The sequence below is a fragment of the Flavobacterium sp. GSP27 genome, from assembly GCF_003970395.1.
Lineage (GTDB): Bacteria > Bacteroidota > Bacteroidia > Flavobacteriales > Flavobacteriaceae > Flavobacterium.
Window position 1 is genome coordinate 102,615 of the sequence record NZ_RYDP01000001.1, and the last position, 22,980, is coordinate 125,594.

Annotated in this window: 22 protein-coding genes; 17 read left to right on the forward strand and 5 right to left on the reverse strand. The window is 34.3% G+C overall.

All coding sequences use genetic code 11. The features are described from left to right. The first annotated feature begins 14 nt into the window (after positions 1–14). Genes EKM05_RS00480 through EKM05_RS00500 form a run of 5 tightly spaced genes read left to right on the forward strand, consistent with a single transcriptional unit; the run spans position 15 to position 6,402 of the window. On the forward strand, positions 15–1,694 hold the full coding sequence (locus EKM05_RS00480) for a hypothetical protein (RefSeq protein WP_126552845.1): 1,680 nt from the start codon (positions 15–17) through the stop codon (positions 1,692–1,694). Positions 1,695–1,701: 7 nt separating this feature from the next. Continuing rightward, positions 1,702–2,685 (forward strand): hypothetical protein, encoded by a 984-nt coding sequence (locus EKM05_RS00485; protein ID WP_126552847.1) that lies wholly within the window; start codon positions 1,702–1,704, stop codon positions 2,683–2,685. Between the two features lie 16 nt (positions 2,686–2,701). Then, positions 2,702–4,030 (forward strand): MATE family efflux transporter, encoded by a 1,329-nt coding sequence (locus EKM05_RS00490; protein ID WP_158615124.1) that lies wholly within the window; start codon positions 2,702–2,704, stop codon positions 4,028–4,030. 31 nt (positions 4,031–4,061) lie between these two features. After that, positions 4,062–5,126, forward strand: coding sequence for a hypothetical protein (locus EKM05_RS00495; protein WP_126552851.1), 1,065 nt, complete (start codon positions 4,062–4,064; stop codon positions 5,124–5,126). Then, positions 5,098–6,402, forward strand: a complete 1,305-nt coding sequence (locus tag EKM05_RS00500) for an O-antigen ligase (protein WP_126552853.1) — start codon at positions 5,098–5,100, stop codon at positions 6,400–6,402. Before EKM05_RS00495 ends, EKM05_RS00500 begins: the two co-directional genes overlap by 29 nt. Here EKM05_RS00500 and EKM05_RS00505 read toward each other — a convergent pair. Further along, positions 6,338–7,444 (reverse strand): glycosyltransferase, encoded by a 1,107-nt coding sequence (locus EKM05_RS00505; protein WP_126552855.1) that lies wholly within the window; start codon positions 7,442–7,444, stop codon positions 6,338–6,340. The genes EKM05_RS00500 and EKM05_RS00505 overlap by 65 nt on opposite strands. Before the next feature lie 290 nt (positions 7,445–7,734). On the opposite strand from EKM05_RS00505, the gene EKM05_RS00510 reads away from it, so the two are divergent. The 3 genes from EKM05_RS00510 to EKM05_RS00520 all read left to right on the forward strand — a co-directional run bounded on the left by EKM05_RS00510 (position 7,735) and on the right by EKM05_RS00520 (position 10,976). Beyond that, on the forward strand, positions 7,735–8,718 hold the full coding sequence (locus EKM05_RS00510; protein WP_126552857.1) for a UDP-glucuronic acid decarboxylase family protein: 984 nt from the start codon (positions 7,735–7,737) through the stop codon (positions 8,716–8,718). Positions 8,719–8,838: 120 nt separating this feature from the next. Next, positions 8,839–10,191, forward strand: a complete 1,353-nt coding sequence (locus EKM05_RS00515; protein ID WP_126552859.1) for an exopolysaccharide biosynthesis polyprenyl glycosylphosphotransferase — start codon at positions 8,839–8,841, stop codon at positions 10,189–10,191. Positions 10,192–10,193: 2 nt separating this feature from the next. Continuing rightward, positions 10,194–10,976 (forward strand): glycosyltransferase family 2 protein, encoded by a 783-nt coding sequence (locus tag EKM05_RS00520; protein WP_126552861.1) that lies wholly within the window; start codon positions 10,194–10,196, stop codon positions 10,974–10,976. On the opposite strand, the gene EKM05_RS00525 is transcribed toward EKM05_RS00520, so the two are convergent. Then, positions 10,960–12,270 carry a phenylacetate--CoA ligase family protein gene (locus tag EKM05_RS00525; protein ID WP_126552863.1) on the reverse strand — a complete coding sequence of 437 codons (1,311 nt, stop codon included), beginning with the start codon at positions 12,268–12,270 and terminating at the stop codon, positions 10,960–10,962. The genes EKM05_RS00520 and EKM05_RS00525 overlap by 17 nt on opposite strands. Positions 12,271–12,402: 132 nt before the next feature. Between EKM05_RS00525 and purD the strand changes: the two genes are divergently transcribed. Beyond that, positions 12,403–13,677: a phosphoribosylamine--glycine ligase gene (gene purD / locus EKM05_RS00530; RefSeq protein ID WP_126552865.1), complete on the forward strand. Its 1,275-nt coding sequence runs from the start codon at positions 12,403–12,405 to the stop codon at positions 13,675–13,677. Between the two features lie 27 nt (positions 13,678–13,704). Here the strand turns inward: purD and EKM05_RS00535 are convergent, their stop codons facing one another. Beyond that, positions 13,705–13,935, reverse strand: coding sequence for a uracil phosphoribosyltransferase (locus tag EKM05_RS00535; RefSeq protein WP_126454980.1), 231 nt, complete (start codon positions 13,933–13,935; stop codon positions 13,705–13,707). Between the two features lie 143 nt (positions 13,936–14,078). On the opposite strand from EKM05_RS00535, the gene EKM05_RS00540 reads away from it, so the two are divergent. Continuing rightward, positions 14,079–15,008, forward strand: a complete 930-nt coding sequence (locus tag EKM05_RS00540; RefSeq protein WP_126552867.1) for a DUF6427 family protein — start codon at positions 14,079–14,081, stop codon at positions 15,006–15,008. On the opposite strand, the gene upp is transcribed toward EKM05_RS00540, so the two are convergent. Continuing rightward, positions 15,003–15,656, reverse strand: a complete 654-nt coding sequence (upp, locus tag EKM05_RS00545; protein WP_126454984.1) for a uracil phosphoribosyltransferase — start codon at positions 15,654–15,656, stop codon at positions 15,003–15,005. The genes EKM05_RS00540 and upp overlap by 6 nt on opposite strands. Positions 15,657–15,742: 86 nt before the next feature. Here upp and EKM05_RS00550 point away from each other — a divergent pair, with 86 nt between their 5' ends. Both EKM05_RS00550 and EKM05_RS00555 read left to right on the forward strand, forming a co-directional pair. Continuing rightward, entirely contained in the window at positions 15,743–16,348 is a 606-nt protein-coding gene (locus EKM05_RS00550; RefSeq protein ID WP_126552869.1) for a DUF4254 domain-containing protein, read from the forward strand. A 261-nt stretch (positions 16,349–16,609) separates the two neighbouring features. Further along, positions 16,610–17,623 carry a glycosyltransferase family 9 protein gene (locus EKM05_RS00555; protein WP_126553167.1) on the forward strand — a complete coding sequence of 338 codons (1,014 nt, stop codon included), beginning with the start codon at positions 16,610–16,612 and terminating at the stop codon, positions 17,621–17,623. Between the two features lie 132 nt (positions 17,624–17,755). Here EKM05_RS00555 and EKM05_RS00560 read toward each other — a convergent pair whose 3' ends face one another. Next, positions 17,756–18,808: a ferredoxin--NADP reductase gene (locus tag EKM05_RS00560; RefSeq protein ID WP_126454992.1), complete on the reverse strand. Its 1,053-nt coding sequence runs from the start codon at positions 18,806–18,808 to the stop codon at positions 17,756–17,758. Between the two features lie 151 nt (positions 18,809–18,959). Between EKM05_RS00560 and EKM05_RS00565 the strand changes: the two genes are divergently transcribed. Genes EKM05_RS00565 through EKM05_RS00585 form a run of 5 tightly spaced genes read left to right on the forward strand, consistent with a single transcriptional unit; the run spans position 18,960 to position 22,954 of the window. Beyond that, the gene (locus EKM05_RS00565) at positions 18,960–19,301 is read left to right on the forward strand and encodes a PadR family transcriptional regulator (RefSeq protein WP_091259149.1); all 342 of its coding nucleotides are present in this window, start codon (positions 18,960–18,962) and stop codon (positions 19,299–19,301) included. Positions 19,302–19,311: 10 nt separating this feature from the next. Further along, positions 19,312–19,983: a hypothetical protein gene (locus tag EKM05_RS00570; protein WP_126552871.1), complete on the forward strand. Its 672-nt coding sequence runs from the start codon at positions 19,312–19,314 to the stop codon at positions 19,981–19,983. Between the two features lie 6 nt (positions 19,984–19,989). Continuing rightward, positions 19,990–20,691, forward strand: a complete 702-nt coding sequence (locus EKM05_RS00575; protein ID WP_126552873.1) for a hypothetical protein — start codon at positions 19,990–19,992, stop codon at positions 20,689–20,691. 47 nt (positions 20,692–20,738) lie between these two features. Beyond that, positions 20,739–22,208 carry a DUF5687 family protein gene (locus tag EKM05_RS00580; RefSeq protein ID WP_126552875.1) on the forward strand — a complete coding sequence of 490 codons (1,470 nt, stop codon included), beginning with the start codon at positions 20,739–20,741 and terminating at the stop codon, positions 22,206–22,208. Positions 22,209–22,258: 50 nt separating this feature from the next. Beyond that, on the forward strand, positions 22,259–22,954 hold the full coding sequence (locus tag EKM05_RS00585) for an ABC transporter ATP-binding protein (RefSeq protein WP_126454999.1): 696 nt from the start codon (positions 22,259–22,261) through the stop codon (positions 22,952–22,954). The last annotated feature ends 26 nt before the right edge of the window (positions 22,955–22,980 follow it).

Consider the following 22,980-nt stretch of genomic DNA (forward strand, 5'->3'; position numbering starts at 1 on the left):
AAAATAAGTAGAAAATGAAAGAAACAAAAAATATATCACGCTCCAGAGCACAAGAGTCTTCGGCAGCAATTGAAAAAATGTACATCACGATGCGCCACCTTTTTAACAGGGGATTTTACAAACCGATGGGAATTTCAGGCGATACATTGCGCGAAGCATTATTAGCATTACGACCAGAAATTTATGGAAATATTGCCGAAGAAAAAGTAGAATTGAACGGACTTTTATATGTAATTGAACGTCTGCCAGTTGGAATTGAAGAATGCAGATTTATCAATTTAACTTCGGATGAAGGGTATTCTAAATCGCATTTTCAGGCAATTGTACCGCCAAAAAGGCGACGCAATTGTTACCGTATCGACGAGGAACAAATGAACGTGGAGATTACTCGTGGACGCTCAGATATTTATGATATTCTGACACATTTGACGTTTATTTTCATAGAATCACACAAAATTAGAAACAGGGTTTTACTGGATGACGCCGGTGAAGTTTCCCGCGACTGGTTCAAACTGGAACAAGCAGTTTCCCAAAAGAAGAAACTGACTCTTGTAGAAAAAGAGAAAGCCATTTCGCATGCCGCTAATATTCTGGGAAGAACTTTTGAGGAAGTATTGGATATTTATGATGCTTTTGGTTCAGCTGCTGCGCCAGATCGTTTCCTGCACGTTATTTTTTGGTTGGGGAAACTCGCCATTGAAGAAATTGTAGACGATAATAAGAGAACAATCACCTTTAGTCCTATTTTAAGAGAGCGATTGGGACACCACATTCATGGGGAAATTTGGGCTACCAAAATTAAAGAAGTGCTAGAAGAAAACGAACTTTTAGACCGCCCTATTCACGTGATTAGTGCGAACATGCACAGTGTGATGAATTCTATTTTTGCTACGGAAGTGTTGAAAACTAAGTTCAAAGACAAATCAGATTTCTTTATTTACGAGGAATTGAGTAAATCCGGAGCAGATGCTGTGCGAAACCAAGTGGAAGAAGTAGCCTTGAAATTTGGAATGATTTCGTTGCCGGATACCTCAGGAACGAATATCGATATTCAGATTTTTGATACTGCCAAAATTGACTGGGAAAAAACCTCATTTCCAAAGGCAAACACCGGAGATAAAAAACCAGTACTGATTGTTATGGATTATGCTTTTGGGGAACAGGCGTATGAAACGATTGATGAGTTGCTGAAACCGTTTAAAAAAGACACTTTATTGAATGTGGAATCGGTTTCTATCATGGGGAAAGCTGGGATTCTGGAAGGTGGAAAAGGGGACATTATGATTCCGAATGCACACATTAATGAAGGAACGGCAGATAATTATTTTTTCCATAATGAATTGTCGGCTGAGATGTTTGAAGGCAATGATATTGCTGTTTTTGCCGGACCCATGGTTACGGTTTTAGGAACATCATTGCAAAACAGAGATTTATTGAAATTTTTCCACGAATCGACCTGGGGAATTATCGGACTGGAAATGGAGGGTTCTTATTACCAAAAAGCGATTCAATCGGCATCAAAAATCAGAAAAAGTGTGCCGCATGATGTCAAAGTTAGATATGCGTATTACGCATCAGATAATCCACTTGAAACCGGAAGTACTTTAGCGTCAGGCGGATTGGGAACCACAGGAGTAAAACCTACCTATTTGATTACTATTAAGATATTGGAACAAATTTTCAACGCAAAATAATTAGCTCATGAATTCAAACGCGCATAGCGATTCAGAAATTGATGTATTTCAAATTACCAGTAAGCTAAAAAAAGGGTTCGGAAGGTTGAATACCCTGTTGTTCCATTGTATTCAGTTTTTTGTAAATCAATGGAAGGTTGTTTTAGTATTACTAATCATCGGTTTTAGTTTGGGATTGTTTTTGGATAAGAATAATAAATTGTATACTACTGAAATTACTGTGATTCCTAATTTTGGGAGTGTGGATTATTTGTATGCAAAAATCAATTTGATTCAATCTAAAATTAATGCTGGCGATATCGTTTTTTTACAAAATGAAATAGGATTGTCCCAACCTGAAGATCTAATAAAAATTGAAATTAAGCCCATAGCTGATGTTTATAAATTCATTGAAGATAAAGAGCGAAACTTTGAGTTGATTAAGTTAATGGCAGAAGTTGGAGAGGTAAAAAAAGTACTTGAAGACAATATTACTAGTAAAAATTATACGTACCATACGATTGCGGTTGTTACCAATGGAACTACTAGTGAGAAAAAATTGATTACACCATTATTGAACTATCTAAATCAATCTGAATATTTTACCGCCATACAAAAGGTAGGATTAGCAAATTTAAAACAGGATCTTACTCAAAATGACACGATTATTCAACAAATAAATGGAGTTCTTAATGGGTTTACGGCCAATGTGAAAAGTGCATTAAAAAATGATAAGCTCATGTATTATAATGAAAATACACAACTGAATGATATTATTAAAACCAAACAGGAATTGTTATACATTCAAGGGCTAAACCGATTAAAATTAATCAATTTTCAAAAAACGATTAAAGAGGTAACATTCACATTGAATAGTGATACTTCAAAAGCAGTAAATGGCGTTATGAAGTTTGTATTGCCAGTATTGCTAGTATTATTATTTGTTTTTATTCATTTGTTCATTCGATTTTATCAAAAGCAATTAACAAAATCAAAAGTAATTGCTTCTTAAAAAAAATATTTTTCTTTTGCAAAACAGAGCCAATGTGTTAAAAACAATTCGATACTACTTACTTACAACAGTCCAAAATCCTGTAGTTCGGCAAAGTTTACTAACCTTATTGATTCGGGTTTTTGGTGTGGTTCTTTTATTTGGTTTTACTTTGTTTTTAACTCAAAAATTTGATCCTAAACTAGTTGGGCAATATGATTTTGTGCGTACGTTTCTTTTTGCAATCGGTAGTATTTGTTTGCTAGGATTTGACCAATCCATATTGTATTTTAAAGGGCGTTTGTATCCTAATTATTCTTTAGGCCATTTGAAGAAAGTATATTTAAAAATGGTTTTGATGCTGTTTTTAGCATCCTTACTTTTATTTCTTTTTTTTGTACTATTAGATGCTTCTGTTATTACACAATTTTTTGCTGATAATGCAACTTATTTCCTTCTATTCAAAGCCTCCGCAGTTATGTTTTTTTATGGACTTGCTATTCTAAACGTTGAGGTTTTTAGAGCATTAGAGGAAATAGTAGTAGCTGAATTATTTCGAAATGTTTTTAAATACTTGCCTATTATTGTTCTGGCTGTTTTATTAGTTCAATGGCAATTAGAATTGTATTTAGTAGATGCTTTATTGTTGAGTTTTGTTTTTTTGGGAATTGTTACTACAGTTCTAACTTTTTATTTTTTTACAAAAAAAACAGCTATTTGCACTACAGATTGTTTCTCAGCTCGAGAGATTATCACTCAATCTTTTCCCATAGCTGTAAGCGGAATGGCTATTTTTTTGATGATGAGTTTTGACATCTTGTTTTTAAAAAAATACCAAGGTGACGCAGCAGTTGCTTTTTATTCGGTGGCGGTCAAGTTAATGACATTGTTGTCTGTTATTATTTTAACAATAAACATTACCGTTTCGGCATCTATTGCAGCAAGTTTTTCGAATAAAGAAATTGAAAAAGTACAGCAAATAGTTCAAAATAGTTCCCGATTAATTGTAGCGATTACGCTGCCCGCAGTTATTGGATTGCTTATTTTTCCGGAGTTTGTTTTGAATTTTTTTGGCCCCAATTATTTAGCAGCGAAAGAGGCATTAGTAGTATTGGTTTTGGGACAAGGTTTTTGTGCCTTTTTTGGGTCGGCTCCTGTTTATTTAAACATGACTGGGCGGCAACGAATTTTTCAACGTATTGTTTTGGGCGCTCTTGGTCTTAATTTTATTCTCAATTACTGGTTAATTCCTTCCTATGGAATGTTAGGTGGGGCAATCGCCTTTTCGGCGAGTGCAATTTTTTGGAATTTTGGAACAGCTCTTTTTGTGTATTACAAAGACGGGATTAAGTTGTTTTTGAGTTAAGTTTGTCACTTCTATTTTCAATCAGACCTAAATGTCTTTACTCATAAAAAAAAATAAAGTAGCTTTTTTAATCCTTGTGGGACTCAATCTATTTGTGGCCTTTGCTGCGAGTTTTATTTTACCGAAACGGTTTTTTTATGATGCTGCTATAATTGCTTATGATAATGGTAACGAAATTGGTTATTTTGGAAGTTACCCATTAACTATTCTATTTTATAAAATATCAGGTTTGCGTTATTTGCCCTTTTCAATAATTGCATTAATTCAGTTTTCCATTTTAATGGGTATTTTGTATAAAATAGGAATTCCAAGTACGTTTGAGAAAGTTACAATTAAGAATATTTTGGTGTATTTTGCTTTCATCATGATTGCGATTTTTATGGCAATGCCTTCCAAGGAGTTTATTACTTTTTTGTACCTCTCCGTGATCGTTTTCTTATTTCAAAATAAGCATTTTACTTTTCAGACTACCTTATTTATAGCCTTGTCTCTTTTTGTGTTTTTTGGAGTTATCTACAGGCCTTATTTTGCGCTACTTCCTATCGTAGCCATGGGAATGTATTGGGTTACTTGTGTCAAGATTCCGAATCGTACTTTTGCAACTCTTTTTTACGGAATTGTAATTGTAATTTTTTTGTCATTGAGTTATGGCTTTGTACAAGGAGAATTTTTTTCAGAGCAAAGCAGAGAGCTTATAAATAGCGCCCGATTAGGATCTGTTGATGCTAATTCAAGTATTGTTTCACCTGTAAAAACAGACACTTGGTATGGTGAAATCATAGGAATTTTGTATGGTTTTTTTACTGTAAATGTCCCCCTTAACGGGTTGAAGCATATTTTTTCTCCACAAATTTTGTTATTCGTAATTTGGCAATTATTTCTGTTTTATATTTTATTGGTTCGATTGGCACGTTGCATAAAAGATAAAAAAGAATATGTTTACGAGTTATGGATGCTTCTTTTTATATTTTCTTTTTTTATCATTCAAGGGGTTTTTGAACCTGACTTAGGATCAGCGATTCGTCACAAAATGGGTGTTTTCCCATTAATTTATTATGCTCTTTATTATGACCATTTCCGAAAAGCAATTCAATAAAGTTTTCTCTTTTTTTTTGGTGGCGATAGCTTGTACGCTAATTTTCAGGAAGCCTTGTACTTGGTTAATTTTTGCTTTCGCTATTTTTAATATGTTCTATTTCAAGAAAATAAAGTTATCTAGAAAGGCATTGATTTTAGCCAGTACAATCGCATCGCCTTTTTTGTTAGAATTATTGCTATTTTGGAACAATGATTCTTTTGCGCAAGGTATTAAATCTTTGGAAAAGACAGTCTCTTTAGTCTTATTTCCACTAATTATTTTGGGAAATTACAAACGCATTTCATTTCAAAAATTGTTACAATTTTATGTAAATAGTACCACGTTATTAATGATTGTTTTTGTGTTGCGTTTTGTATTTGTTTTTCCGGAGCATATCACTAAGTATTGGCATGGAATTCACCTATGGGAAATGGGCTATGTTTTTGCAAATTCTATCGAAATTCATGCTCCAGCGCTCAATATGCACTTGGTTTTTGTGAGTATTTCAGCCTTGTATTTGTTATTGCAAAGTTGCCAAACGAAAAAGAAGATTGGACTTGTGTTTTTATCCTTTTTGATATTTGTAATCTCTTTTTTTGTTGTGCTTTTAGTTAATACTCGAATGGCTTTATTCAATGTTTTAGTTGGGTATTTATTGGTATTGTTTTCGTTTTTTGCAGTACAATTTGACCTAAAAAAGGTATTGCTTTATACTGCAGTTATTGGTGGTGTAGTGTGTGGGGTTCTTTTTCTCTTTATTCAAAAAAATCCTTATATGAAAGAAAAATATAGCACGGTAACTTTTGCTTACATGGACAAAGTGGGGAAGCTTGACGAAATTGATCATCCCGAAATAAAGGTTTTTAATTCTCTCGTAACCAGAGTTTCTATCTGGCAATCGGTTTGGGAATTATCTTTGCAACATTTGCCTTTTGGCGTTGGAGCTTCGGATGGAAAACCAGAATTAGTAAATTATTATAAACAAACGAATCAGTATTTTTTAGCAAAATATGCTTTTCCTACACACAATCAATTTTTAGACTCTTTGTTGAAGTTTGGTGTTTTAGGGCCGCTAGTGGTTTTGCTTTTTATTGGAACGATTGGTTATCTGGGAATCGATTTAAAAAACGCATTAATTTTTGCTTTCTTTTTTCTTTTTTTTACTTCGAATTTGACTGATGATTTTTTATTGCGTTTCGACGGAATTACGTTTAGCGGCTTTTGGTTTTCTATTTTTGGAAGTTTTTGGCTGCAGCAAAAAAGTAACGTTCATACAACTTCTGAAGTGCAGTAAAATTAATTGTTGTATTAAATAAATCTTTACATCTTGTTTTGCCATTGTTGCCAAATTGAGCTCTAACTTTTGAATCTTCAAGGATTTTGAAATAGAGCGATAACTCCGATAATTCTTGGTATAAAAAGCCAGTCTCTTTGTGAACAACGGTATCTTTATTGCCATTTATTTTAGTCGCAATTATTGGTTTTTGTAATGCCATAGCCTCAAGAACCGCGATAGGTAATCCTTCCCAAAGTGAGGTTTGAAGATAGATATCTAAAGCATTTATTTGCTCGTACACCTGTTTTTTTTCTATAAACCAACCTGTAATTTTGATATTTGGGGCAGTAATTTTATCGCGTTCTTCTCCATCGCCAATCCATACAAATTGATACTCTGGAAATTGCAAAGCAATGGCATTGAATTGTCTTGGATTTCTAGCCGCAGTAATCCGACCTGCAATTCCTATGGTTAGTTTTGTATTATCAACGGCTTGTGAATAGTTTTCGATGGCAGAAATATCTATTCCATTTCTAATCATTTCGGCTTTTCCTAGTTGTTTTGCCATTTCAAACTCCGAGTCACCACAAGCGATGGTGATTCCTCCGAAAATTTTCTGAAAGAATTTCTCGATGTACCAATATCCTTTTTTGGCCATAGTAGAAATATCGGTACGCAAAAACGCATATCCGTGAGGTGTATAAAAAACGTTTGGTTTTGGGTTCAAAAAACTGCAAGCGATTCTCCCTAAAACTCCTGCTTTAGAAGAATGTAAATGGACTATATCAGGTTTGATTTTTTGAAGTTCAAAGACTAATTTTTGTAATGCTTTAAGGTCTGAAATGAAGTTTATTTCTCGCCTCATCTCAATTTTGACAGTTGGAATAGTAGCAAATAATTGGGTTACTTTTTCTGGGTCAATCTCTTTGCGATTGTCACTGTATAGGATGGAAGTTTGTACTTTTTGAAGAATGATTTCTTTTTCGAAATGATGGGTTAGATCTTCAAAATAGGTATAAATGCCTCCGCCTAATGCTTCAATTATATGTACAACTTTCAAATGTTTGTTTTTTGCGTGGGAAACAAAAATAAAGTATTCTTTTGCACTTTTACAATAAACGGAGATAGAATTGATGTAAAATCAAATCCGAAAAAGCAATTTGTTGTTCCTTAGCCCCGGGAGGAGCGGTATCCTTTGTTTTTTCTTTTAAAAAGCAAAGATATAGTAGATCACGGTACGATATGCCCTAGAAAACCTTGTATTTCCTCCTTCGAATTTAAAAAGAAAGATGCGGTTTGTGGGTGAGTTTTCTTCAAATCAATTACATTTGTTACGTTTAAATAATTACTATGAAAAGAATACTTATCACCGGAGCCGCAGGATTTTTAGGATCACATTTATGTGACCGTTTTATCAAGGAAGGCTATTTTGTTATTGGAATGGACAATCTCATAACGGGAGATTTAAAAAATATTGAGCATCTTTTTAAATTAGAACAATTCGAATTTTACCATCATGACATCACTAAGTTTGTCCATGTACCGGGAAATTTAGACTACATCCTTCATTTTGCCTCCCCGGCAAGTCCTATAGATTATCTAAAAATTCCAATTCAAACCCTGAAAGTGGGTTCTTTGGGAACGCACAATTTGTTGGGATTGGCCAGAGTAAAAAATGCACGAATTCTTATCGCATCCACTTCTGAAGTGTACGGAGATCCATTGGTTCATCCGCAAACCGAAGAATATTATGGTAATGTGAATACCATTGGACCAAGAGGGGTTTATGACGAAGCAAAACGTTTTCAAGAATCAATCACTATGGCATATCATACGTTTCATGGCGTCGAAATTAGAATCGTTAGAATCTTTAATACGTATGGGCCAAGAATGAGACTTAATGATGGTCGTGTTATTCCAGCATTCATAGGTCAGGCGATTCGCGGAGAAGATTTAACCATTTTTGGTGACGGGATGCAAACGCGTTCGTTTTGTTATGTAGACGATCAAGTCGAAGGAATCTACAGATTGCTGCATTCGGATTATGTTTATCCGGTCAACATTGGAAATCCGGACGAAATTACGATCAAAGATTTTGCCGAGGAAATCATAAAACTAACCGGAACCAATCAAAAAGTGGTGTATCATCCCTTACCCATAAACGATCCGTTGCAGCGTCAGCCAGACATCACAAAAGCTAAAAACTTGTTGGGATGGGAAGCTAAAGTGGGTCGCACCGAAGGAATGAAAATCACCTATGATTATTTCAAATCGTTATCTAAAGAAGAACTTTCTAAAGAGGAGCATAAAGATTTCTCAAAATATATCTTTTAATTTAACGATTTTAAAACAGTTTAAAAAACCTAAATTTAGGTATGAAAATTCAGCATCAGAGTAATTATGGATTATAGTAGTAAAAGAAGAGTATTACACTTTTTCTAATCAGATAAATTTGTGAAAACCAAAACGGGAAGGTATTCAGGTTGCATTCGCCCTTTTTCATTTGTAATAGACTTGATCTTTATCAATATGCTTTCAGTATACTTGACTGACTTTCCTGTAAATAAGGTTTTTTATTCCTTATTTATAAGTGCCAGCTGGTTTATTATAGCGGCCAATCTTGGGTTTTATGAAGTATACAGATACACAAAATTGATATCTATATTAAACTGTGCTTTAAAACAAGGTGTTTTATTTACCCTTTTTTGTCTCGTCTTCGCTTTTTTTGACTCTGAAAACTCCAGTTTTCAAAGAATCGTTCTCTTCACTTCAGTTTCGCTGTTCTTAATTCTAATCATTAAACTGTGTATTTATTATTTTCTAAAAAGGTACAGAGTGCTTTTTGGCGGTAATTTTAGAACTGTAATACTGTTAGGAAATTCTAAAAGTGTGGAGCCATTACAACAGTTTTTTACTAAAAATCCAGATTATGGATACAAATTAGAAAAAGTTTTTGACTTGAAAAAAGATAAAGTGCGAAAGCTTAGGGAGAGTTTTGCCTTTGTTTTGGAACACAAAATAGATGAAATGTATTGTTCGATGAGTGATTTGACGCAAAGTCAAATTAATGAAATTGTATATTTTGCTGACAATAACCTAAAAACATTAAAATTTATTCCGGACAAAAAGCAGATTCTTTCCCGGAATTTTACTTTTGAATATTACAATTACATTCCAGTAATTTCCTTGAGAAATATCTTGTTAGACGATAGCTTGAACAAGGTGATCAAACGGGTTTTTGATATTTTATTTTCGGTTGTGGTGATTCTAGGGTTGTTATCTTGGCTTACCATAATTCTCGCAATTTTTATAAAATGGGAATCCAAAGGGCCTTTATTTTTTATCCAAAAAAGGAACGGATTAAATTATAAAGAATTCAATTGCTACAAATTCAGATCGATGGAATTAAACGATGAAGCTGATATAAATCAGGTTTCTAAAAATGATATTCGGGTAACTACAGTAGGTCAGTTTATACGGAAAACAAGTATTGATGAGCTGCCACAGTTTTTAAATGTACTATTTGGCGATATGTCCGTTGTAGGTCCCAGACCCCACATGGTAAGTCATACCGAAATGTATGCGCTGAAGGTGGATAAGTTCATGGTACGCCACTTTGTAAAGCCAGGAATAACCGGACTTGCTCAAACCAAAGGATTTCGTGGTGAAGTCGAAACAGATAAAGATATTATCAACAGAGTAAAATTTGATATTTTTTATTTAGAAAATTGGTCTATTTTATTAGATATTAAGATTGTTTTTAACACAATATACAACACCATAAAAGGTGATGAAAAAGCGTATTAATAATGGAAAAACCACTTGTATCCATAATTACGCCTTCTTTTAATTCGGAAAAATTCATCACTGAAACCATTCAATCCGTGCAAAATCAAACCTATAAAAACTGGGAAATGATTATTGTAGACGATTGCTCTACGGATCAAACGGTATCTATAGTTGAAGAAATCACAAAAAAAGATAGCAGAATCCACCTTTTTAAACTTATAAAAAACTCCGGAACAGGAATTGCCAGAAGTACCGCTTTGGCCCAAGCTAGCGGGAAATTTATTGCTTTTTTAGACGCAGATGATTTGTGGAAACCCGAAAAACTAGACAAACAACTTGATTTTATGAAAGTGAATAAGCTTCCTTTCACATTTTCTTTTTATGATTGCATAAACGAAGGGGGAAACCCGTTAAACAAAAGAATTGAAGCGCCATTGGATCTTTCCTACCAACAGTTATTTTTTTGTAATTATATAGGGAATCTAACGGGAATCTATGAAGCTAATTACTTTGGAAAAATCGCTGTTTCCCCCATTCGAAAGCGTCAGGATTGGATACAATGGCTTACAGTACTCAAAAAAATAAAAACTGCACAGCCCGTTCCGGAAAGTTTAGCTTTTTATCGCATCCGAGAAAATTCTATTTCGGCTTCTAAAATGGAGTTAGTAAAGCATAATTTTGCCGTGTACAGAACGCATCATCATTTGAATTTAATTAGCGCAACACTTTGCATGGTTGGGTTTTTATTTACGCAGTTAATTCTCAAACCACGGTATTCCAAGACCATTAAAGCATCGATTTAAATTGCTTCAATTTGCCTCGATTGCTTCTTTCTAAACTTTTTTTTCGGATAAATATAAAATTCAAATTCGGTTCGAGATATTGTTCAATCGCCTTTTTAATTTTTTCAATTTGTTCCAAATTTAATTCGGTTTCACTGACATATTCAATTTCAAAAGTATCTATTTTGGTTTGTTTTATCAGAAATTCTTTCACGTTTCCGTCGTCTTCGATGATGCTTTTTGTAACATAATAAAAGGTAAGTCCAGGTGATTTTTTCCCGCTGGGTAAAATGGCAACATCATTGGTCCGGCCTATTAATTGCTTGAGAATCGGTTTCTGTAATGTGCTTTTTTCGTCTAGAATTCCAAGATCGCCAATGTCATAGCGAATAAACGGATGCGCTTTGTTGAACAAGGAAGTAATAACGATTCGGCCTGAAGTACCATTTGGAACATCTCGATTATTTTCATCCAAAATTTCCACAAATAACGTTTCTGAATTCACTTGCCATTCTCCTTCCTTATTCTGAAAAGCAATCAAATCAAGTTCTGATGCACCGTATTCATTGACAATAGGAATGCCAAATTGTTTTTCCAATAGGAGTTTGTCTTCTTCAAAAAGCATTTCTGAAGTTACCATACACACTTTCAAACTCGGACAAATTGCTGATAATACGATGTTTTTCTTTTGTAAAAATTTAGCAAACAAAACAATGGAACTTGTATACCCATTGATATAATCGAATTTTTTTGTTCGAAAATGATTCAAAAATCCTTCTAAAACAGCATCTGATAAATCAAAAATGGAGAACCGAAACCGATGGCTCAAAAAATCCTTGAAACGTTCTTTTTTGTTGCCAATAAAGTTCATTGGAATTCCATAAAAACGCGCTTGATAGGAAGTATTAAAATCAATTTCATACCAGCCAAAACGATACATGTTTGAAGCCCAAGTCAACGCATGGGAGTATTTGTCTTTGGCAAAAGTAAATGGAGTTCCGCTAGAACCTGATGTTTTATTGACGTAACTGTTTTTAAGAGAGTGATTTTTAGAAAGCCTTTCCAGTAAAGGTTTTTGTAAATTTTGTTTGTTTAAAACAGGTAAATTTTCCCAGATTTTATGATTTTTTGAACCGACTAATTCGCGATAAAAAGGATTATTTTGCAAATGAAAATGGACAATTTCTTGTTTTTTATTTTCAATAAAAACGTCATGTTCTTTTTCAGAAAAAGCTACAATTTTTCGCAATTCGGATTTAGCCTCCTTCATTGGAAAATTATTTAGCTGCAGCGATAAGTCGAAAAGTGGGAGCATTTTAAAGTGATAATTCATCAAAAATAATATTTACCAACAACTAATGACAGACAACGAACAACTTTTTAAAAATTAATTATTTTTTACGTACAAAAGCAATTATTTTTGCACTACAACTAAACACAACTACACATGACAATTTTACTACTGGGTTCGGGCGGAAGAGAACATGCTTTTGCGTGGAAAATGATTCAAAGTCCGCTTTGTGATACACTTTTTGTAGCACCAGGAAATGCTGGGACAGCTTCAATAGCTACTAATGTGGCTATTAGCCCAACTGATTTTGAAGCTATAAAAACGTTTGTTCTTCAGGAAAAAGTAGCAATGGTTGTGGTAGGACCAGAAGATCCTTTGGTAAAAGGGATTTATGATTTCTTTCTAAACGATGCTAGATTAAGTCATATTCCGGTTATCGGTCCATCAAAAATGGGGGCACAACTCGAAGGAAGTAAAGAATTTGCCAAAGAATTTCTAATAAAACATAATATTCCAACGGCTGCTTACGATAGTTTTACTGCTGAAACAGTAGAAAAAGGATGTAAATTCCTAGAAACATTGCAACCGCCGTATGTTTTGAAAGCAGATGGTTTAGCTGCCGGAAAAGGGGTGTTGATTATTCAAGATTTGGCAGAAGCCAAAGAAGAATTAAGAAATATGCTCGTGCATCAAAAATTTGGTGCCGCCAGTTCTAAAGTCGTTATCGAAGAATTTCTGGATGGTATAGAATTAAGCTGTTTCGTTCTTACGGATGGAAAAAACTATAAAATCCTGCCAACTGCCAAAGATTATAAGCGCATAGGTGATGGTGATACAGGTTTAAATACAGGCGGAATGGGAGCCGTTTCTCCAGTTCCTTATGTTGATGCTGTTTTGATGGAAAAAATAGAAACACGCATTGTAAAACCTACAATTGACGGTTTCCAGAAAGACGGAATTGCATATAAAGGCTTTGTTTTTATTGGATTGATTAATGTAAAAAATGAGCCAATCGTAATAGAATATAATGTGAGAATGGGTGATCCGGAAACTGAGGTGGTTATACCGAGATTGAAAACGGATTTAGTAGAATTATTTTTGGCTGTAGCCAATGAAAAACTAGACGAAATTAATCTGGAAATTGATGAAAGAAGTGCTACTACCATTATGGTTGTTTCCGGTGGATATCCGGAGGAATTCGAAAAAGGAAAAGTAATTTCAGGATTAGAAACCATTGAAGATTCGATTGTTTTTCACGCAGGAACTACACTCGATAACGGAAATGTAGTTTCTAACGGAGGAAGGGTTTTGACCGTAACTTCGTATGGAAATGATTTTGAAGAAGCCATAAAAAAATCCTACCAAAACATAGACAAGCTACATTTTGATAAGATGTATTTTAGGAAAGACATTGGAAACGACTTAAAATAGTTTCCAGTTATCGCTCATTTTTAATTCTTATTTTAAGAAAGAGTGAGCGGTAGTATCTTGTTTTTCTGTTCCTGCTTCTTCAAAAATTTTCAATTGTTTGATCCAATATACCATTGCTGAGGCACAAATAATCATGAAAATCCAGTTAATTGTGTTTGCAGCAAACCAAGAGGTAAGCTCTAGTGAGCGTAAAAAGTCTAGAGGAGCAAATAAAATATTTACAAATAAGTATTGTATTCCTTCGAAAAATGCTTTCATAATGTATAAAATTAATTTTAGTAGTTGTCTTTTGGGAACTCTGACGGGTAAAAATTCTTATTTAGAAGAATCTTTTTGAACTTGCAGGGTTTGCTTTTTAAACAAGTATTATATTTACGAACACAAAAGTATAAAATATCCGTATGATAACAAGTGTTTTTAGAAAATCTACACCATTAAATTTTTCATTGGTCGTAATTTTGATGCTGGTTTTCTTTTCTATATACCAATTTCAAGATTTATCGTGGGTGAATTCCTTTTTTTCGATCCTAAATAAAGCAGGATTGTTCTGTTTTGTAGTGGCTTCTGTTTTTATTACCGATTTTGTGGCCAAAAAAAATGGATTGAGCAAAGACAGTACCTACACGATTTTTTTTTACTTTTTGTTGTTGCTTTTTTCCCCAACTATATTCGACAATACAAATCTGATTATTTCGAATTTCTTCATTTTATTAGCCCTACGTCGATTGATTTCATTGCAGTCCCTGAAAGCTTCTAAAGAAAAAATATTTGATGCCTCATTGTGGATTTTTCTGGCTGCTTTATTTCATTTTTGGAGCATAATCTTTATCGTATTGGTTTTTATATCTATAATTTTTCATGTTTCCAGAGATTATAGAAACTGGATGTTGCCTTTTATTGCTTTTTTTATTGCAGGAATTATGTTTCTGCTTTTTGCAACAGTTTTCAACCTGAATGTGGTTGATTACGTTTTGAAAAGTGTAAAAATTAATTTTAAAATTGATTATTTCACTACCAATTATCAAAACGGCGCCTTGTCTATTTATGCAACAATCGCGCTATTTTTTCTGGTTTCGATGTTTGCCACATTATCTAACAGGCCACAATTGGTGCACACTTCTTTCAAAAAAATTGTTGCTTCGTTTTTTATTGGGGTACTTATTTTTCTGATTTCATCAAATAAAAGCAGCGACTTATTAGTGTTTACATTTGCTCCTTTGGCCATTATGGCAACCAGTCACATTGAACTGCCTCAACTTAAACTAAAACAGGAAATGGTACTATTTGTGCTTATTGCCTGCAGCTTGTTTGCTTTTTTTACGCAATTATAGCTTTTCACCGTAGGCTAAATCACCTGCATCTCCTAAACCGGGAACAATATAACTGTGCTCATTTAGCTTTTCATCTAATGTAGCGACCCAAAGATGACAATTTTCCGGCAAATGTGCTTCCAGATGTGCGATACCTTCAGGAGCAGCAATAACGACCGCAATGTGAATCTCTTTAGGTGTGCCTCTCTCCATCAATTTATTGTAAACCGCAACGATAGATTGACCGGTGGCAAGCATAGGATCTACTAGTACTAAATTTTTGTTGTTGATGTCAGAAATGGCCTCGTATTGCACAAGTATATCAAAGGAATCATCATGGTTTGGATGGTGCCTAAAAGCAGAAACGAAACCATTTTCGGCATAGTCAAAATAATTCAGAAAACCCAAATGTAATGGCAATCCGGCCCGTAGAATGGAACATAAAACCAATTGATCCTTGATTTCAGTGGTTTTTTTAAGGCCTAATGGTGTTTTGATTTCTACACTTTTATACTGTAATTCTTTACTCAATTCATACGCCATTATTTCACCAATACGTTCAATGTTTCTTCGGAAGCGCATGCTGTCATTGTGAACGTTCACATTTCTAATCTGCCCTAAAAAATGATTTAGGACGCTGTTTTCCTCTGATAAATAATGGATTTGCATGGTCGTATTTTTGTAATTAAACTTATAGTTATTTTTATATGGTATAAAAGTATAAAAAGTATCTTTGTCTTTTAATATTTAAAGATATGTTTTCAAAATTAGCGTACTCCGTATTCGAACAAAGTATCAACGATTATCATCAATTTGATAATGTGGATCAGCCCATAAATAATCCTTTCCCAAAGGATAAATTTGAACATTTGTTGTATCACAAAAACTGGATTGACACCGTGCAATGGCATTTTGAGGATATTATTCGGGATCCAAATATTGATCCGGTTGCCGCTTTGACCTTAAAAAGAAGAATCGATGCTTCTAATCAGGAACGTACCGATATGGTGGAATATATTGACAGTTATTTTCTTCAAAAATACAGTGCTGTAAAAGTAAAAGACCAAGCAAAAATCAACTCCGAAAGTCCGGCTTGGGCTTTTGATCGATTGTCGATTTTAGCCTTAAAAATTTATCACATGAATGAAGAAGCTAGTCGTACAGAAGCTTCACAAGAGCACAGAGATAAATGTCAGGCTAAGTTGAATATTTTATTGGAACAAAGAACAGATTTGTCAACTGCCATTGATGATTTATTAACAGACATTGAAAATGGCAATAAATTCATGAAAGTGTACAAACAAATGAAAATGTACAACGATGATGATTTGAATCCTGTTTTGTACCAAAACAAGAAATAAGATGTTTAAAAAAACTTTTTTTAGATCAGAACCTTTGTTTTTTCAACTGATATACAGCATAACTTTTTTAGGGTTTTTATATGTAATGTACGAAGTTATTTTTCTGGATTACATAGATCAAACGAAGCACTTGAAAGGAGTAATTTTTATTCTCTTCGGAATTTTTAACTTTAGAATGGCTCGAAATCAAATAAAGAAGTAATAGGAAATAAAAATTATTCTGGTTAAAAAATGTCAACTACTATAAATCATATAGCCGTCATGAGACTTTCCGCAATGGGAGATGTCGCCATGACGGTTCCTGTTTTACGCGCTTTTGTAAACCAGCATCCGAATGTTAAAATCACAGTGATTTCCAGACCGTTTTTCGAACCTTTTTTTGAAGGAATTCCGAATCTTTCTTTTTTTGCTTTCGATGAAAAAGTACGACACAAAGGGGTTGCAGGATTGTTGCGTTTGTTCCAAGATTTAAAAGGTTTAAACATTGATGCTTTTGCCGATTTACACAATGTCTTGCGCTCTAAAATCATCCGAAACCTTTTTGCTTTAAGCGGAAAAAAAGTAGCTTCTGCGGATAAAGGAAGAGCCGAGAAAAAAGCGCTGACCCAGCCAGAAAACAAAGTGTTCCAGCAACTCCCTACGATGTTCGAAAGACACGTTAAAGTATTTGAACAACTCGGTTTTACAATTAATTTATCACAACCTGAATTTCCTCAAAAAGCAGTTTTGAGTCCAGCCATTCTAGCGATAATTGGAGAAAAAAATCAAAAATGGATTGGAATTGCTCCTTTTGCACAATACGATTCTAAAGTGTATCCGTTGGATTTAATGCAGGAAGTAATTGACAAATTAGCTCTGGACACAACCAATACCATTTTGCTTTTTGGCGGTGGAAAAAAGGAAATCGAAATCTTAGATTCGCTTGCTGCTAATAAAGAAAACATGATTGTTGTTGCGGGGCAACTCAAATTGCGACAGGAATTACAACTCATTAGCAATCTTGATGTAATGCTTTCCATGGATTCTGGGAATGCACATATTGCAGCAATGCTAGGCGTAAAAGTGATTACACTGTGGGGCGCGACGCATCCGTATGCAGGATTTTCACCGTTTAATCAGCCATTGGAAAATTCTTTGGTTCCGGATAGGAATCAGTTTCCAAAATTACCGACTTCAGTCTATGGAAATAAAAAAGTTGCAGGTTATGAAGATTCCATGCGAACGATTGCTGTTGAAGATGTAGTTGAAAAAATTAAAAATGTTTTGAACCATTAAGGTATTTAGAAAAATTACATCTCAATTATTCCTCACAAGATGTTTTACAACATTTAATTATAAAAAAAGAGTTTGCACATTGCAAACTCTTTTTTTTAATTTAACAAAGCTACCGTAAAGGGAACAGTTTTCCTAAACATCATCATAATCCACATAAATAGTTTCAGAAGTTGGATGTGCTTGACAGGTAAGAATCAAACCATCGGCGATTTCTTTATCGGTAAGGATGGAATTTTTCGTCATTTCGGCAGTTCCGGAGGTAATGCGAGCCAGACAGCTGCTGCAAATTCCGCCTTGGCAGGAGTACGGAGCATCAAGTCCTTGTTTTAAAGCGGCATCAAGAACGGTTTGTTTTTGTGACATTTCAAAAGTCGTTTCCTCATCATCTACCATAATGGTGATTTTGGTATGTCCACCCAATGATTTTTTTATTTGATTTTCTTCGGCAGACGGAGTGAAAAGTTCAAATTTTATAGCCGATTCCTTGACATTATTTTCTTTTAAAACATCCGAAACCGTATTGATCATTGTTTCCGGACCACACAAATAGAATTTTTCGAATTCTAATTCTTTGTGTTTGTTTTTCAAAATGAAGTTGACGGTAGATTTTTCAATTCTGCCGAATAATTCACCTTCAATTTTGGACTGACTGTATACATAGTGAACAAAGAAACGGGCCACATATTTTTGTTGTAAATCATGTAATAGTTGGTGAAACATGGTTTCTTCTGGAGTTTTATTTCCGTAAACCAAGATAAAACTGCTTTTTGGTTCGCTGCTGAGAACACTTTGAATGATGGATAAAACCGGAGTAATTCCGCTTCCGGCTACAAAAGCTGCATAATTTCTGGCGCGATCCGCATCAGCAACAAAGGTAAATTTTCCTTCTGGAGTTCCTACTTCCAGGGTATCTCCCGCTTTTAGTTTTGTATTAGCCAATTGAGAAAATGCACCACCTTTTACGGCTTTTACCGCAATTCGCAATTCGCCGCTTTCCGGAGAAGAACAAATGGAATACGCACGACGGATCTCTTCACCGTCAAGTTTCAATTTCAAGGTGGTGTATTGACCAGCCAGATAGGTGTAAAAAGCTTTAAATTCTAATGGGACGTTAAATAAGACCGAAACCGAGTCTGTGGTTTCTCGTTTAACTTCTTTAATGTTTAATTTATAGAATGACGACATGTTGTTTTTTTTGCAAATATAGTAAACAGAATAGGTTTTTTGAATTCAAAATATTTGAAATTTAACATACATCATTAAGTTATGTATAAGTTTCTTATGTATATTTGTTAGGTACAATCGAGATGATTCCAAAACGCTCAATGACAAAAAAATGAAAAACTCACAATTATACAAAGGAAGTCTGAATACGATTATCATGAAATTGCTCGAAGAAAACGGCAAGATGTACGGATATGAAATCACTCAGAAAGTAAAGTTAATTACCCAAGGCGAACTCAACATCACCGAAGGCGCTTTGTATCCGGCCTTGCACAAACTGGAAGCCGAAGGTTTGCTGGATGTGGAAATTGAAAAAGTGGATAACCGCATGCGTAAATATTACAAACTCACGGAAAGCGGCCAGAAAGAAACCGTAAACCGACTCTCAGAACTTGAAGATTTCATCCGAAACATGCAGAGTTTAGTGAATCCAAGTCCAAAATTAGAATTTTAATTTTTTGAAAATGAAATTAACTACCGAACAAATAGAATATGTATCCAATTATGTCAGATCCTTTGATATCAAATGGTATGAATTACAAGTAGAATTGACGGATCACATGGTAACCAGTATGGAGGAAATTTGGGAGAAAGATCCAGAACTTACTTTTCATCAAGTGAAACAGTATGCCGAAGATCGTTTTGGTCGCAATGGTTTTAAAGTCATTGAAGAGGACCGCACACAAATTTTGAGAAAAGAGTTTAGAAAAGCACAGTGGAATATGATTACTGAGTATTTGAGGTTTCCTAAAATTATTTTAGGCATTTTGCTTGCCCTTTTAATCTTTAAAGCAACTTTTTATTTTGATGAACCAATTAAGTTTGTTAAAAATTCATTCGTTTTATTAGCAATACTTTTTATTCCAGCATTCTATTTTTTTTATGCAAATAGAAAAATCAAGGGGAAGCGTTTTTTAGAATTGAATATTAGTCATAGTACTTTCACAGGGATCTTTGTATTTATGTACTGGATAGTGTTTCTATTAAACACTTTTAAGGAGTCAATTCAAAGACATCCAATTATAATGTTACCTTTTTGTTGTGCTTGGGTAATGGGAATATTATTTATAATTACAGCAATTCACCTTCAAAAAGAAACAAAGGAAAATGTCAAAAAACAATACCAACTGAATTAATTTCACATGAAACTAACCCACCAACAAATAGACCAACTTTACCTTTTTACCCGTCAGCATTATGTGGAATATTACGATCTACAAACGGAATTGGTCGATCATTTAGCAAACGCTATTGAAACTGAATGGGAACAAAATCCTAGACCAACTTTTGACGAAGTTCTACATAAAGAGTTCAGGAAGTTTGGCGTTTTTGGTTTTATGGATGTGGTAGAAAGTCGGCAAACAGCTCTAGGGAAAAAATACAATCGTATTGTATGGAGTCATTTCAAAGGGTTTTTTACGATACCTAAAACTATAGTGACAGGGTTTTTGATTTTAGCAGTGTTTTATTTTCTTAAAGAATATTATACAAAAGAGATTTTTACCGCAACGATGCTTTTTTTAATTAGTAGTATGCTGCCTTTTTTGTTTTTTGAAAACAGAAAAATGAAGAAGCGCAAGCAGGAAACGGGAAAAATTTGGCTTTTTGAAAAGATACTATCTAATTATGGAACTTTTCCGTGGTTAATGATTTTGCCCATTCATTTTTTTAATATCATTAGAATTGATCGAATTTCAAATCCAAGTGACTTGGCACTATTTTGCATGACCTTGTTTATAGTCTCAATGTCTTTGGCGATTTTCATTGTATTAAAAATAATCCCATCTAAAGCTGAGGCCTATTTAAAACAAACCTATCCGGAATATAAATTAGAAAATTTGTAACGTTTTCTCATTTTGACTACCTACTATAAAACCAAAAGAACCAAACTATGATTCAAAAATTTCTTTATCTCGAATGGAAAGCATTTTTTAGGTCAGCTTCCTTCGCAACTAATTTGGCTTTGAAAATCCTGATGGGTTTTGTCGCCATTTATTTCATTTTAATTTTCCTAGCATTAGGAGTCGGGGCTTTTTATATTCTGAAGAAAATGAATTTAGATCCCATCGCAACTGTAAATCAATTCATGATTTATTATGTATTGATGGATTTAATCATCCGATTGCTGTTGCAAAAAATTCCTGTGATGAACATTCGCCCCATGTTGATTTTCCCCATAAAAAAATCAACAATTGTTCATTTCTCACTAGGGAAGACGGTTTTGTCCTTCTTCAATTTGGTGCACTGTTTTTTCCTGATTCCGTTTTGTGTTGTTTTAATTATCGAAGGATACGATGTAGTTTCCGTAATGCTTTGGTACACTGCGATCTTTTCTTTGCTGTTCAGCAATAATTTTCTGAATATTCTATTGAGTAATAAAGATAATTTATTTGCGATTTTCTTGGCAATAGCTGCTATTTTAGGAGGATTACACTATTACGGACTCTTTAATATTACGGAGTTTACAGCGCCATTTTTTAATGCTATTTTCAATACGTACTGGGCTTTCGCTATTCCGGTTTTGGTTTTAATCGTGCTATATTATATTACTTTTCAGTATTTCAAAAAGAATTTATACCTCGACGCGGGATTGTCAAACAAACATGATGTTGCTAAAACGGAAGAGCTGACTTGGTTAAACCAATTTGGAACCATAGGAACCTTTTTGAAAAATGACATTAAATTAATCAAAAGAAACAAACGGTCAAAAACCACTGTGGGACTGAGCGTCATGTTCCTTTTTTATGGCTTTCTTTTCTTTACTAATGGGATTGAAGCGTATAATAATCCTATAATGCATATTTTTGCAGGGATATTCGTTTCGGGTGGATTCTTAATCACTTTCGGACAATTTGTACCGAGTTGGGACAGCGCGTATTACCAATTAATGATGACGCAAAACATTCCGTACAAAGGCTATTTGAGTTCAAAGTGGTGGCTGATGGTAATTGCTACAATTGTGACTACAACCATTGCTTCGTTCTATCTTTACTTTGGATGGCAGGTATATTTAACCATTGTTGTGGGTGCCATTTATAACATTGGAGTCAATTCTCATTTAGTTTTATTGGGTGGCGCGTACACTAAAACACCAATCGATTTGAGTTCCGGGAAAGGCGCTTTTGGAGATAAAAAAGCATTCAATGTAAAAACGATGCTAATTTCACTGCCGCAATTAGGATTGCCCGTTTTACTGTATTGGGCCGGTTCTACTCTAGCTAGTGCTAATGTGGGATTAGCCATAGTGGCTTCGGCAGGAGTAATAGGTTTTGCATTCAAAGACAAAGTTTTCACCTTGATTGAAAAAATCTATAAATCAGAGAAATACGCAACCATTGCGGCTTACAAACAAAAAGGATAAATAGCAATCACATTATCCAAATAACCAGTTAACCGACTAAACTTCAAAAAATGATACAAGTAAACAACCTTTCGAAAACATACAACGGAACAACCGTATTAAAAATAGATACTTTAGAAATAAAAAAAGGCGAAAGCTTTGGATTAGTAGGGAATAACGGTGCCGGAAAAACCACTTTTTTCAGTCTTTTATTAGATTTAATTCAGCCATCAACGGGAAATATTATCAATAATGACATTCAGGTAAACACCAGCGAAAACTGGAAACCGTTCACCGCTTCTTTCTTGGACGAAAGCTTTCTTATTGGGTACTTAACGCCCGAAGAATATTTTTATTTCATTGGCGATTTACGCGGACAAAACAAAGCCGATGTGGATGCTTTACTGGCAACACACGAAGAGTTTTTCAACGGAGAAATCCTCAATAACAAGAAATATTTACGCGATTTATCCAAGGGGAACCAGAAAAAAGTAGGCATCATCGCCACTTTAATTGGGAATCCGGAAGTCATTATTCTGGATGAGCCGTTTGCCAATTTAGATCCCACGACCCAATTTCGATTAAAAAAAATCATCAAGGATTTAGCGGATAATCCGGAAGTAACCGTTCTGGTTTCTAGCCACGATTTACTGCACACCGTTGAGGTCAGCAACAGGATTGTTGCGCTGCACAAAGGCGAAGTGGTCAAAGACATTCAAACTTCGGAGGAAACCTTAAAGGAATTAGAACTATTTTTTGCCGTTTAAAATTCAACGCAACAGTCGTAGACTAA

Bases quoted from the DNA above. Each gene is read 5' to 3' on its own strand.
- EKM05_RS00500 (WP_126552853.1), top strand. From the start codon at position 5,098: ATGACCATTTCCGAAAAGCAATTCAATAAAGTTTTCTCTTTTTTTTTG.
- upp (WP_126454984.1), bottom strand. From the start codon at position 15,656: ATGCAAATCCATTATTTATCAGAGGAAAACAGCGTCCTAAATCATTTT.
- EKM05_RS00495 (WP_126552851.1), top strand. From the start codon at position 4,062: ATGTCTTTACTCATAAAAAAAAATAAAGTAGCTTTTTTAATCCTTGTG.
- purD (WP_126552865.1), top strand. From the start codon at position 12,403: ATGACAATTTTACTACTGGGTTCGGGCGGAAGAGAACATGCTTTTGCG.
- EKM05_RS00565 (WP_091259149.1), top strand. From the start codon at position 18,960: ATGAAAAACTCACAATTATACAAAGGAAGTCTGAATACGATTATCATG.
- EKM05_RS00560 (WP_126454992.1), bottom strand. From the start codon at position 18,808: ATGTCGTCATTCTATAAATTAAACATTAAAGAAGTTAAACGAGAAACC.
- EKM05_RS00575 (WP_126552873.1), top strand. From the start codon at position 19,990: ATGAAACTAACCCACCAACAAATAGACCAACTTTACCTTTTTACCCGT.
- EKM05_RS00510 (WP_126552857.1), top strand. From the start codon at position 7,735: ATGAAAAGAATACTTATCACCGGAGCCGCAGGATTTTTAGGATCACAT.
- EKM05_RS00550 (WP_126552869.1), top strand. From the start codon at position 15,743: ATGTTTTCAAAATTAGCGTACTCCGTATTCGAACAAAGTATCAACGAT.
- EKM05_RS00520 (WP_126552861.1), top strand. From the start codon at position 10,194: ATGGAAAAACCACTTGTATCCATAATTACGCCTTCTTTTAATTCGGAA.
- EKM05_RS00585 (WP_126454999.1), top strand. From the start codon at position 22,259: ATGATACAAGTAAACAACCTTTCGAAAACATACAACGGAACAACCGTA.
- EKM05_RS00485 (WP_126552847.1), top strand. From the start codon at position 1,702: ATGAATTCAAACGCGCATAGCGATTCAGAAATTGATGTATTTCAAATT.
- EKM05_RS00525 (WP_126552863.1), bottom strand. From the start codon at position 12,270: ATGCTCCCACTTTTCGACTTATCGCTGCAGCTAAATAATTTTCCAATG.
- EKM05_RS00555 (WP_126553167.1), top strand. From the start codon at position 16,610: ATGAGACTTTCCGCAATGGGAGATGTCGCCATGACGGTTCCTGTTTTA.
- EKM05_RS00570 (WP_126552871.1), top strand. From the start codon at position 19,312: ATGAAATTAACTACCGAACAAATAGAATATGTATCCAATTATGTCAGA.
- EKM05_RS00480 (WP_126552845.1), top strand. From the start codon at position 15: ATGAAAGAAACAAAAAATATATCACGCTCCAGAGCACAAGAGTCTTCG.
- EKM05_RS00580 (WP_126552875.1), top strand. From the start codon at position 20,739: ATGATTCAAAAATTTCTTTATCTCGAATGGAAAGCATTTTTTAGGTCA.
- EKM05_RS00535 (WP_126454980.1), bottom strand. From the start codon at position 13,935: ATGAAAGCATTTTTCGAAGGAATACAATACTTATTTGTAAATATTTTA.
- EKM05_RS00540 (WP_126552867.1), top strand. From the start codon at position 14,079: ATGATAACAAGTGTTTTTAGAAAATCTACACCATTAAATTTTTCATTG.